The sequence below is a fragment of the Fibrobacter intestinalis genome (genome assembly GCF_900167415.1).
Lineage (GTDB): Bacteria > Fibrobacterota > Fibrobacteria > Fibrobacterales > Fibrobacteraceae > Hallerella > Hallerella intestinalis.
On the sequence record NZ_FUWU01000025.1, the window covers coordinates 1 to 10,973 of the forward strand.

11 protein-coding genes and 1 pseudogene are annotated in these 10,973 nt (G+C 50.4%); 8 read left to right on the top strand and 4 right to left on the bottom strand.

Annotated elements, in window-relative coordinates:
- Positions 1 to 306, top strand: a pseudogene (locus tag B5D40_RS08010) (hypothetical protein); the annotation flags it as partial.
- Positions 307 to 524: 218 nt separating this feature from the next.
- Positions 525 to 788, top strand: a complete 264-nt coding sequence (locus tag B5D40_RS08015) for a hypothetical protein (protein WP_078776508.1) — start codon at positions 525 to 527, stop codon at positions 786 to 788.
- 230 nt (positions 789 to 1,018) lie between these two features.
- Here B5D40_RS08015 and B5D40_RS08020 read toward each other — a convergent pair whose 3' ends face one another.
- Positions 1,019 to 2,797 carry an AMP-dependent synthetase/ligase gene (locus tag B5D40_RS08020; RefSeq protein ID WP_078776509.1) on the bottom strand — a complete coding sequence of 593 codons (1,779 nt, stop codon included), beginning with the start codon at positions 2,795 to 2,797 and terminating at the stop codon, positions 1,019 to 1,021.
- 267 nt (positions 2,798 to 3,064) lie between these two features.
- On the opposite strand from B5D40_RS08020, the gene gdhA reads away from it, so the two are divergent.
- Entirely contained in the window at positions 3,065 to 4,414 is a 1,350-nt protein-coding gene (gene gdhA / locus B5D40_RS08025) for an NADP-specific glutamate dehydrogenase (protein WP_073304484.1), read from the top strand.
- A gap of 185 nt (positions 4,415 to 4,599) precedes the next feature.
- Here the strand turns inward: gdhA and B5D40_RS08030 are convergent, their stop codons facing one another.
- From B5D40_RS08030 to B5D40_RS08040, 3 genes are read right to left on the bottom strand one after another with little or no spacing between them, the layout of a single operon-like run.
- The gene (locus B5D40_RS08030) at positions 4,600 to 5,370 is read right to left on the bottom strand and encodes an energy transducer TonB (protein ID WP_073304344.1); all 771 of its coding nucleotides are present in this window, start codon (positions 5,368 to 5,370) and stop codon (positions 4,600 to 4,602) included.
- Between the two features lie 2 nt (positions 5,371 to 5,372).
- Positions 5,373 to 5,768 (bottom strand): ExbD/TolR family protein, encoded by a 396-nt coding sequence (locus B5D40_RS08035; RefSeq protein ID WP_073304346.1) that lies wholly within the window; start codon positions 5,766 to 5,768, stop codon positions 5,373 to 5,375.
- 9 nt (positions 5,769 to 5,777) lie between these two features.
- Positions 5,778 to 6,467: a MotA/TolQ/ExbB proton channel family protein gene (locus tag B5D40_RS08040; RefSeq protein WP_073304348.1), complete on the bottom strand. Its 690-nt coding sequence runs from the start codon at positions 6,465 to 6,467 to the stop codon at positions 5,778 to 5,780.
- Between the two features lie 221 nt (positions 6,468 to 6,688).
- Here B5D40_RS08040 and B5D40_RS08045 point away from each other — a divergent pair, with 221 nt between their 5' ends.
- Genes B5D40_RS08045 through B5D40_RS08065 form a run of 5 tightly spaced genes read left to right on the top strand, consistent with a single transcriptional unit; the run spans position 6,689 to position 10,965 of the window.
- The gene (locus tag B5D40_RS08045) at positions 6,689 to 7,153 is read left to right on the top strand and encodes a nucleoside deaminase (protein ID WP_078776539.1); all 465 of its coding nucleotides are present in this window, start codon (positions 6,689 to 6,691) and stop codon (positions 7,151 to 7,153) included.
- A gap of 40 nt (positions 7,154 to 7,193) precedes the next feature.
- On the top strand, positions 7,194 to 7,745 hold the full coding sequence (locus tag B5D40_RS08050) for a carbohydrate-binding family 9-like protein (RefSeq protein ID WP_078776510.1): 552 nt from the start codon (positions 7,194 to 7,196) through the stop codon (positions 7,743 to 7,745).
- A 14-nt stretch (positions 7,746 to 7,759) separates the two neighbouring features.
- Positions 7,760 to 9,607, top strand: coding sequence for a M23 family metallopeptidase (locus tag B5D40_RS08055; protein ID WP_078776511.1), 1,848 nt, complete (start codon positions 7,760 to 7,762; stop codon positions 9,605 to 9,607).
- A 21-nt stretch (positions 9,608 to 9,628) separates the two neighbouring features.
- Positions 9,629 to 10,765: a ribonuclease D gene (locus B5D40_RS08060; RefSeq protein WP_078776512.1), complete on the top strand. Its 1,137-nt coding sequence runs from the start codon at positions 9,629 to 9,631 to the stop codon at positions 10,763 to 10,765.
- The gene (locus B5D40_RS08065) at positions 10,765 to 10,965 is read left to right on the top strand and encodes a twin-arginine translocase TatA/TatE family subunit (RefSeq protein ID WP_078776513.1); all 201 of its coding nucleotides are present in this window, start codon (positions 10,765 to 10,767) and stop codon (positions 10,963 to 10,965) included. Before B5D40_RS08060 ends, B5D40_RS08065 begins: the two co-directional genes overlap by 1 nt.
- Positions 10,966 to 10,973: the final 8 nt, after the last annotated feature.

The window sequence follows — 10,973 nt, forward strand, 5'->3', positions numbered from 1 at the left end:
ATACCGGACGTCCCGAAGAAAAACGCGACCTACTACCAGAAGAAAAAGGCTCACAAGCTTTTTTGCAAGAGGGCTGGCATCGAACCAATCAATGGTCACTTGAAGAGCGACCACCGCATGGGTCGCAACTTCTACAAGGGAATCTTTGGCGACATGCTCAACGCAAAGCTTGCAGCAGCAGCGTTCAACTTCAAGAGGGCCATGAGGCGCTTTTTTGCCCTGTTGGAATGGCTATACTGTTTTTGCCTTCTGTGGAACGGAATGAACAAAAAATGCGAACGTCCTTATCTTGCGTTCGCAAAGTGACTTTTTAAGGGCTGACTATTTACGCATAAGGAAAAACTCTACGCCATTTCACATAATGTGATTTACCAATGGGATGAAACAGATTCCTGGATTTCGATTGACAGCGTACACTTTAAAAAAATCGAGGACGATGTGTAACAAGAGCTCCGGGAATAGTCACCTCTTTAGCTTCTGACGAGAAACATCTATTCGCTTCAGGAGAACGCCCATTTATTCCTATGGTCTATATGGGCGATTATGGAGAGCCTTACGAGAGTGAACCCAAAGGCTGGCGAATGCTCAACCGCAATTGGTGCACCGCCAAGGGCAAATGCCAGACCGGTAGCACAGTCCAAAGTTTGGATGTCGTCGGCGACACGCTCTACGCTGCCGCCGCAGATGGCCTTTTCAGGTTTCCCCTTTCAGAACTGGACAGCGCCATCGCCAACGAATCTTCTTACTATTTAATTTCACAGGACTCGCAGGTTGTTATGCCCAAGTAAATCCTGTCTTGGATAGAAGCATCTTCAATGTTCCGGAGCAGATTTTTGGGATGTAGCCGTGTCAAAACCGCGCTCATTCCGTAGCGTTTTTGCATTCCCTGATCGAGTTGCGATGAAGCGGACAGGGCAAGGGTTTCTCCTTGTAAAATTTTTAAGAACGCACGTGGTTTCGCTCGAAATTCCGACGACTTTGAGTTGCGACTTCCCTACTTTTCGCAAAGCCTTCCGGACTACCCGCCAGAAGGCAGATACATCCGTTCGATTTCTTGGGCGAAGCGAGCTTCCACCGCTTTGCGGCGTAGTTTAAAAGTCGGCGTCAGCAATCCGGATTCCACCGAAAGCGGTTCGGCGACCAGCGTCCATTTTTTGATGCGCTCCCAGTGGTTCAGCTTTCGGTTTACCGCATCGATATAATCCTGCACACGGCAAAGAATGCGCTCGTCTTGCAAAGCTTCTTCGGCATGAAAATTCCGGCGGTTCGTTCCCAAAATGCGCATAGCGTCGTCGCATTCCAAAAAGAGTATCGCCGAAACGAATTTCCGATTGTTCGCAATTACCAAGGCGGCATCAATCAACGGATGGCGTCCCAGTTCTAGTTCAATGGGAACCGGCGAAACATATTTGCCCGTGCTCGTTTTAAAAATTTCTTTGATACGCCCTGTCAAAAAAAGATATCCGTCTTCGTCGAGTAGCCCCTGATCCCCGGTGCGAAAATACCCGTCCGAAGTCCACGCTTCCCGATTCATTTCGGGCATGTTGCGATAGCCGTGAAACACGCTCGGCCCCTTGACCAGGATTTCGTTTTGCGGACCGATTTTGACGCGCAATCCGGCGATGGGCTTTCCTACCGATCCGATTTTGTACGCCCCCGTGATATTCGTGCTGACCACAGGACAGCATTCCGTAAGGCCGTAGCCTTCAAAAACCGGAAAGCCGACATTGACCAGAAAGCGGAAAACTGTCTTGTTCAACGCGCTGCTTCCCGAAATAATCCATTTGAAATTTCCGCCAAACGCTTCGCGAATTTTCCGATAGACCAATCTGTCGTAAAAATTTCTGCGCCATTTTCCTCGACCGGGAATATTCTTCTTCGCAAAAAGCATCGCCCGGTGCATTATCCTGCGCTTCAGCCCCCGCAGTTTGTATTCCCGCGCCGAAACCGCGTCGGCGAGTTTTTCCAAAATCCGCGGAACAAAGGTGCATATCGCCGGATGCACTTCGTAAGCGATAACCCCCAGATTTTTGGGGGAGTCCGCAAAATAGATCTTTACATGGCGGGAAATGTAAAAGCAAATCGCCATCCGCTCAAAAACATGGGCAACGGGCAAAACACTCAAAGCGGAGTCCGTTTTCACGTCCAAATGGATCATCGGCGAAAGCGCGCCAATCATCGAAAGCATATTCCGGTGCGAAAGCTCCGCCCCTTTGGGAAGCCCGGTCGAACCGCTCGTATAAATGACCGAAAACAAATCCTGCGGGCGGATTCCCTCCAGACGATATTGAAAATAGGCGCGGGCGCCTTCCTCTTTCGCGAGGATTTCGCCTTCGTAAAGCAGATTTTTCCAATAGACGCCATTCAAGGGAAGCGGCGAATTTTCGTCAAAGCAAAAAATGTAGCGAAAATGCGCCAGATGCTTGCGAACGCCGGCATCCAGGTTGTCAATGCGATCGACGGCCAAAAAAGCGATTTCCGAATCCTTGCACTGGAATTCAAAATGCTCTTCACTGATATTGGGAAAAAGCGGAACGGTCGGCGCATGGCAAATTTCGCACGCCAGATCCGCAATAAACCAGTTTGGAGAAGAGTCGGCAATGATACCCAGACTTTTTCCTTCGCCCACGCCATATTTAGCGAGAGCCAAAGTCGCATAGAGCAGCATTTTTTCCAGTTTGTCGCCCGAATACGCATCCCAAAAACCATCCCGCCGTTTGAACCAGCCGGGGAAATCGGGATCGCGGCACATATCGAGAAACTGCGCCGGAAGGGATTGAAAGTCTTCGCTTTTCATACGATTCTTGCCATCAAAATACCTTTTTCCACAAAAAATGCGATAAAAAAGCAGATTTTGAAAAAAAAATTTTGAAGACGGATTACAAAAATGTCATTTTTGGCGTTTTTTGTTTTTCGCATTTTTCTTCAAAAAATCGTTTTGTTCAGAACGATTTCCGTTTTATACAAAATTGTAACATTTTATTTTTCTCCGCACCAAATTATCGGCTTTTGGCTTTGTTATATTTCCCCACGAAAAACAATTTTGTTTTCATTGGAGATAAACATGACCATCAAAAATGCATATCTGAAAAAGGTTTACGACAAAGTTGTCGCCCGCGACCCGGATCAGGCTCTTTTCCACCAGGCAGTCCGCGAATTTCTCGAATCGCTCGACCCGGTTCTTGAAAAGGACAAGTCCTATGAAACGAACGGCATCATTGACCGCCTTGTCGAACCGGAACGCGTCATCATGTTCCGCGTCCCCTGGCTTGACGACAAGGGCAATGTGCAAGTAAACCGCGGCTACCGCGTCCAGTTCAATTCGGCCATCGGCCCTTACAAGGGCGGTCTCCGTCTTCGTGACAATGTCACCCTTTCCATGCTCAAGTTCCTCGGTTTTGAACAGGTCTTCAAGAACAGCCTGACGACTCTTCCGATGGGTGGCGGCAAGGGCGGTTCCGACTTCGACCCGAAAGGCAAGAGCGACAACGAAGTGATGCGCTTCTGCCAGTCCTTCATGACGGAACTCTGCAAGCACATTGGCGCGGACACGGACGTTCCGGCTGGCGACCAGGGAACAGGTGCTCGTGAAATCGGCTATATGTTCGGTCAATACAAGCGCATCCGCAATGAATTTGTGGGCGTTCTGACCGGCAAAGGACTTTCTTACGGCGGTTCTCTCGCCCGCACAGAAGCGACCGGCTACGGACTTTGCTACTTCACCCGCGAAATGCTCAAGGATCTCGCCAACGATTCCTTCCAAGGCAAAACCGTCGTCATTTCCGGTTCGGGCAACGTCGCCATCTACGCTTGCCAAAAGGCGCAGTCCTTTGGTGCGAAAGTCGTTACCGTTTCGGATTCCAACGGCTACATCTATGACCCGAACGGCATTCAGCTCGACATCGTTCGCGACATCAAGGAAGCCCATCGTGGACGTATCAAGGAATACGCCGACCGGGTAAAGGGTTCCGAATACCACGAAGGTTCGAAGGGCGTTTGGACGGTCAAATGCGACATCGCTTTGCCGTGCGCCACGCAGAACGAACTTGACGAAGAAAGTGCCAAGGCTCTTATCGCCAATGGCGTAAAAGCTGTCGCCGAAGGTGCGAATATGCCTTCCACTCCGGAAGCTATTGAAGCATTCCTGAATGCAGGCGTTCTGTTTGGACCGGCCAAAGCCGCGAATGCAGGCGGAGTCGCTACTTCCGGCCTTGAAATGAGCCAGAACTCCGAACGTCTTTCCTGGACTTTCGAAGAAGTGGACGCCAAGCTCGAAGGCATCATGAAGAGCATCTACAAGGCTGCATCGGAAGCCGCCGTCGAATACGGACAGAAGGGCAACCTGGTCATGGGAGCCAATATCGCCGGATTCAAGAAGGTCGCCGACGCGATGAAATGGCAGGGCGCCGTCTAATTCGCGCTTCCTTATTTACAAGAAAAATCCCGGGCATTCGCTCGGGATTTTTTGCTTGGTAGGGAAAGCGGCTTCTTGCCGTTTTCTATTTCCATTCAGGCTGCAAATCCCATAAGCTTTGTAGAATTGCGCGTTTGGGCTTTCGTCACTCTGCGGAGCATAGCGACGCGGCAAATCATTTAGGCTCAATTCGGCGTAAAATTGAATTTAAGGGAAAGCGCCGGCTCCCGGTAATTCGCAGGCAATTCCGGCAATGTGGAAATTTGCACAGCTCGCATGGAAAGATGGTCCCAAGTGCGATTTCCCGACGAGCGTTTCAGCGAGATATTCGTAATTTTCCCAAAACGATCCACGGTGAATTGCACCGATGTTTTGGTACTCTTGCTCACTTTCAATCCCGATGGCGGCCTGAAATTTTGCATGATGATTTGCTTTAGGCGTTCCAGATAGACCTGCATCAACGGATCCATATCCACGTAGCCGACCGGGTTTAATCCCGACTCTTCGGCGATTTCTTCGGGCAAATCCATATCGTCCGGCAGATTCATCGTTTCCTCTTCGTGAACTTCTTCCGGCTCTGGTGCGGGTTCAGGAGGCGGCTCGACGGGCTTCGGTTTTTCTTCGGCGATTTTCGGTTCCGGAGGAAGTTCCTTCTTGATTTCCGGCTTGGGTTTCGGCAGTTCCTTTTTCGGTTCTGTTTTGGGTGGTTCCGGTTTTGGAGGCTGCGGTTTGGGACGCGGCGCGGCGGGTTTTACGGGCTTGGGCGACTGCACTTGAACCAGCTGAAAAACCTTAACGGCTTCCGGCGGACGTTCAAAATGGATTTGATTCAATCCGATAACGGCGGCTACAATCAGCAGATGAAAAACGACAGAGACCGCAATAATCTGGAGGAGTTTTCCGCTCCAAGCGGTTCTGAAAAAGGGCGAATTTTTCTGCGGATTTTTATGGGACATCGCTATCTTTCATCCGGCAGAGTCAAAAAACCGAGCTTGGTCACGCCCGCATTCTGCACGAGCGAAACGACTTTCATCACTTTGCCATAATCTACGGATTCGTCCGCATTGATGACCACCGCCATATTGCCGTCCCAAAGGGATTTGAAAACGCTATTGAAATCCTTGGGGTTTACTTTCATGTCGGCGATATAGACTTCGTTCTGCTTGTTGATGGAGACTTTCAGCAGTTTTTCCTGCTCCATCGTGGGCGCTTCCGCCTTGGGCAGTTCCACTTTGATTCCTTGACTCATCAGCGGTGCGGAAATCATAAACACAATAAGAATCGAGAACACCACGTCAATCATATTCGTGAGGTTCATTTCCTGATTGATAGGCTTGCCACGACTGCGTTTCACAAGAACTCCTTAACCAGCCACTTCTTCCAACGCCAGCAAGTCGCCACGTTTGAACAGGCTGAGCATCCGGCTGCCAAAATTATAGTAAGCGATTTCGTTTTCTCCGGTACGCGAAACGAAGATGTTGTAAGCGCCCGATGCGGGAATGGCGACAACGAGACCGGCGACCGTCGTAATCAAAGCCATCGCGATGCCCGGGGCGACGACGGTCAAATCGGCGGAGCCGTGCTTGCCGATTTCAAAGAAAGCGCTCATAATGCCCCACACGGTGCCGAGAAGTCCAAAAAACGGAGCCAGGTTGGCGCACATCCCCAAAAAATTCACATGGCGATTTTCGCTCAGGCGGATGCCTTCTATCGAACGCTGGATCGTATCTTCCAAAAGCGAAGCACGGTGCTGTATTGAATCGTAACTCACAAAGCTGCTGAATTTGGACGCTTCGATTAGGACTTCTTCCGTCAGGCTTTTGAGGGCGCTCATTCCGCTGGAATCGCAAAGGTCCTTCAAGTCCACAAACCGTTCCACTTTTTCAAATTGGCGATAAAAGCGGGCGTTGGCATTTTGATTTTTACGGAAAAAAATCCACTTCAGAATAATAATGCCCCAACTGAAAAGCGACATCAGAGCCAGAACGCAAAGGATGATGATTGTGGCGACGTCGGAATCGCGAACCATCTGGATGACCGGCAAGTCGAGCATAAAGCCTCCCAAAAAAAGTCCGATACAATATAATAAAAAGCGTTCGGCAAGATGGGCGGAAAAATCTTCGTCAACAAAAAATGCTTGACTTATCGCGAAAACAAAATTAAGTTCCCCTTATACGGGACGTTCCGATTTCCACCCATGCCAATTCACCCCAACGCCTTTCGTTCCCGTTGTATATGGAACCGGACAACTTGAAAAAAATCAGAGGTTACGAAATGAATGATGAAATCTGGATGCAAGAAGCCATTCGAGAAGCAAGAACCGGCATCGAACGCAATGAAGGCGGGCCCTTTGGAACCGTCATTGTCAAGGACGGAAAAATTGTGGGACGCGGACACAACGGCGTTCTTTTAAAGCACGACCCGACCTGCCACGGAGAAATCGAAGCGATTCGCGATGCCTGCAAAAATCTGGGGACGCATATTTTAAAAGGCTGCACGCTTTACACGACTTCGGAACCTTGCCCCATGTGCCTTGGCGGTATTCTATGGGCGAAGATCGATTCCATCGTCTGCGGGTGCAATGTCCGGGATGCCGAAAAAATCGGTTTCGGCGACAATTCCTTTTACGAAATTCTCACTGGGAAAGAACGCGGAAAACTCCAGCGGCGCACAGCCTGTCGGGAAGATTGCCTGCAACTTTTCCAGGACTATTCCCGCAAAACGGATACGCGCTACTAAACCCACAGCGCAGACACCAAAATGTTGTTAAATTGAAACTATGCTTTTAAAACAAAATCCCCTTTGGGAATCCAAAAAAGAAAAGAACTCCCCCGTTGTCGTCGCCCATCTTTTCAAAGACAATTCCTTTTTGCATGTCCGCTTTCAAGTTTCCGAGCCGGAAAATTGTTACGCCTCCTTTATTCGTCAAGACGGCGACCACGCTTGGGAAGACAGCTGCGTCGAAATTTTCGTCCGGGCTCTCGACAATCCGAACGAGTATATCAATTTTGAATTCACCAGCAAAGCCTTCTGTTATGCGGCCCGTGGCAGAGATCGCTTTCATCGCAAAGAATTTTTGCGCAACCGGTATTCCCGCATTCTGCGTTCGACGACAGCTCCCGTTTTTCAAAACGGCACGGTTTCCTGGGAAATCCACGTTTCCATTCCCGCGCAACTCCTGGGAGCCGAAAATCTGGCGGGGGAAGAAATTTTCGGGAATCTTTACAAATGCGCGGACAGGGCTCGCACTCCCCACTACCTGACCCTATTTCCCATTTCGACAGAACGTCCCGATTTTCACCAGCCCCGATTTTTCCAGAAACTTTTATAAAAGGACGGCTTTGAATGCCCATTTTCCGACTTAGCCTTTTCCTTTGCGCCGCCATGCTTTGGGGACAGGACTTGCTGTACATGCCATTTGGAAAGCCGGGATTTCTCACCTCTTCCTTCGGAGAAAATCGGGGAACGCGTTACCATGCGGGCATCGACTATTCCACGGAAATGCAGGAAGGCTTCCCGGTCCTGGCTCCGGAAGAGGGAAAAATCGTCCGGGTCAAGGTCTCGCCCTATTTTTACGGCAAGGTCATCTACTTTCAGGGAAAAAGCGGGCGCACTTGGGTCTTTGCGCACCTCAGCGGTTTTTCAGGGCAGCTTCACGCCTTGATTCAAAAGACCCAGAATCAAAAACGCCGGAACGATGTCGCTCTGGAAAATCCGAAAATTCCCGCATTCCGCTATGGAGACACGCTGGCATTTACCGGCAGCTCCGGCATCGGAAATCCGCATTTGCATCTGGAATTGCGAGACGGTGAAAACGTCCTGAATCCCTGTCGGAACGGCGTCTTTTGCGGAGACACGCTGGAACCGCTCATTCTCGGAGCCGCGGTTTTTCAGGGAGAAAGCGTTTCCCTTTCCGGCGAAAGCGATTTGAAAGCGGGCTGTCTGGCCGAGCCGAACCCGAAAAACCGGCAGGATCCGTTGCGATTCGCATTCAAAATCGCCGATTACAGCCGTGAACCGCTGGAAAATCCGATGTCCATTCGGCGACTCACCTTAAAAAATGGCGGCAAAATCATCGGCGAGACCGTTCACGACACGCTGTCCTATTCCGGCATGATTCAAATTCGCGAAGAACTTTTGTGGGCGGAAGAAGCGGACACGGCTGGCGACTGGCACTGGATTTCCGAGCCGTACATCCCGGACGCCAACGACTCTCTTACTCTGGAAGCCGAAGACATGGTCGGGCACGTCGCCTCCCGAAAATTGACGCTTTCAAAAGAATGCCCTGGGGAAAAGCCGATACGGCAAGGAAAAAATCAACGCCCCGAACTCTTCACGTTTTTAAGCCGCCCATGGGTGGGGTTGCATCTTTGCCAGAGCGAGGATTCCAAAACCGCATTTTTCTTCTTCAGCCGCGGAGAACTGCTGGCCGACGCCTGCAAAGAAGTCGAACCCGTCGCGACGCCTCTGGGGAAACTTCTGGAAATATACCCCGGCATCGACGAAATCCGTCTTGTGCAGAACGGAAAAACGGACACCATCCGAATCGGGGAAATTCCCGCAGACGCTCAAAACTTTCAACTGGAGACCCGATGGGACGGGCATTCCATTCGGCAACAGGTCACCGAACTTGCCGACGTTCCGTGGACAAGAATCCTCGCCGTACGAAAATTCCAGAACGACAGCGTTCCCGCTTTTGAATTTCATCCCAAGGGACTTCATTTTTTGGGAAGCTGGACCGTCGCTTTTGACGCGGAACTCGCCCAAGCGCCCCTCTACTATCTTGGGGAAACCAGCCGGAAATGGTTCCTCTTCAGCAAGCAGAAAGCCGCCATCCGGGAACGGAGCGCCAGCATGAACGAACTTCGGGATATCGGTTTCATCTTGGACAAAACGCCGCCCGAATTGGGAACGCCTCGTCTGGATTCCGCCATGATTGCGGGCAAAAGGCAAAAAGTCCTTCGGATTCCCGTCATCGAAACGGAGTCCGGAATCGAAAACGGCAACTCTATCCAGGCAAGCGCCAAAGGCAAGCCTTTCATCTATGCCGAATACGATTCGGAGCCGAAAGAACTCGTCTTTGTTTACAGCGATCTTCCCTCCGGAAAAAATTTCACCATCCGAATCCAGGATGAAGTGGGCAACGCCAAATCATTCCTCGTGGACATTCCCCGCAAAACAGATTCGGAATAAGATATTATAATTGCACATCAAATGGCTAACGACCCCTATATACTTGTAGAAAACCAGGAAACTCTCGACAAACTGCTCGACGATCTTTCCCTCTACGATATGGCTGCTGTCGATACCGAAGCGGATTCCATGTATCACTACAACGTCCGCCTATGCCTTGTGCAAATCACTATCGGAGAGCACCATTACATAGTCGATCCCTTGGCTCCCATCGACATCCGTCCGATTTTTAAAACACGGGCGATGAACACCTTGATTTTGCACGGGGCCGATTACGATTTGCGGATGCTCTGGCATACTTTCCGCTTTTCTCCAAAACACGTTTTTGACACGATGATCGCCGCTAAATTTTTGGGCGAAGAAGGACTCGGCTACGCCAGCCTGGTTAAAAAGTATTTTGGAATCGACTTGCCCAAGGACAACCAGAAATCCGACTGGACAACCCGCCCGCTGCCCTCGGATATGTGCGAATACGCCATTCACGACACTTTCTATCTGCACGAACTTTGCGCCCTTTTGGGCGAGCAACTCAAAGCTCAAGGAAAATTCAGCTGGATGATCGAAACCTGCAACAACCTCATAGATAAGGTGATGCAGACGAAAGAGGAAAACGGGGAAAGATGGCGCATTGCCGGTGCTTTCCGTTTGCCGCCCAAATCCCTGAATATTCTTAAACATATCTGGCTATGGCGTGAAAAGGAAGCGCAAAAAATGGATCGCCCGCCCTACAAGGTTTTTGGCAATGAACTGATGCTCGCCATTGTCCGCTCCGTATCCTACTCTTTCCCGGCAATCCAAGAAAACATCCTTCCTAAACTGCCCCGCAATTTTACGGGAGAACGCCGCGCGGAATTTCTTTCCATGTTGCAAAGCGCCGTGTCCATTCCCCAGAAACAGTGGCCCCCCATGCAGCCCAAAGTGCCTCCTCCGCAAATCATTCCCGACGGCGAACTCATCGACTCGCTGAAAGAATGGAGGGACGAAAGGGCGCACGAATTGGATTTGAACGAGTCCATGCTGGCCAATCGTGCCCAACTGATCGCCCTCGCCACTCCGGTAGGAGCGTCCTGGGACGACCGTTACGACGCCGCGCATTTTTTGAACTGGCAGCGTTCCGTATGGAACGGAATTCTTTCCCATAAACTGGCAGGTAACTGATGAGAATTGGTGTTCCCGAACTTCTCCTTTTGCTTTTTTTGGCGATTCTTTTGCTGGGCGCTCGGCGCATTCCGGAACTCGGAGCGGCACTCGGCAAAGCCCTGCGAGAATTTCGAAAAGCGGAAAAGGACGAAGATAAAGAAATCCTCCCCCATGAAAAAAACGACAATCCCGACAACGCGACTCATGACAAGAAATAAGGAATTCT

What these genes read in the sequence shown, in the direction of transcription:
- B5D40_RS08015 (WP_078776508.1), top strand. Translation starts at nt 525, where the DNA reads ATGGTCTATATGGGCGATTATGGAGAGCCTTACGAGAGTGAACCCAAA.
- B5D40_RS08020 (WP_078776509.1), bottom strand. Translation starts at nt 2,797, where the DNA reads ATGAAAAGCGAAGACTTTCAATCCCTTCCGGCGCAGTTTCTCGATATG.
- gdhA (WP_073304484.1), top strand. Translation starts at nt 3,065, where the DNA reads ATGACCATCAAAAATGCATATCTGAAAAAGGTTTACGACAAAGTTGTC.
- B5D40_RS08030 (WP_073304344.1), bottom strand. Translation starts at nt 5,370, where the DNA reads ATGTCCCATAAAAATCCGCAGAAAAATTCGCCCTTTTTCAGAACCGCT.
- B5D40_RS08040 (WP_073304348.1), bottom strand. Translation starts at nt 6,467, where the DNA reads ATGCTCGACTTGCCGGTCATCCAGATGGTTCGCGATTCCGACGTCGCC.
- B5D40_RS08045 (WP_078776539.1), top strand. Translation starts at nt 6,689, where the DNA reads ATGAATGATGAAATCTGGATGCAAGAAGCCATTCGAGAAGCAAGAACC.
- B5D40_RS08050 (WP_078776510.1), top strand. Translation starts at nt 7,194, where the DNA reads ATGCTTTTAAAACAAAATCCCCTTTGGGAATCCAAAAAAGAAAAGAAC.
- B5D40_RS08055 (WP_078776511.1), top strand. Translation starts at nt 7,760, where the DNA reads ATGCCCATTTTCCGACTTAGCCTTTTCCTTTGCGCCGCCATGCTTTGG.
- B5D40_RS08060 (WP_078776512.1), top strand. Translation starts at nt 9,629, where the DNA reads ATGGCTAACGACCCCTATATACTTGTAGAAAACCAGGAAACTCTCGAC.
- B5D40_RS08065 (WP_078776513.1), top strand. Translation starts at nt 10,765, where the DNA reads ATGAGAATTGGTGTTCCCGAACTTCTCCTTTTGCTTTTTTTGGCGATT.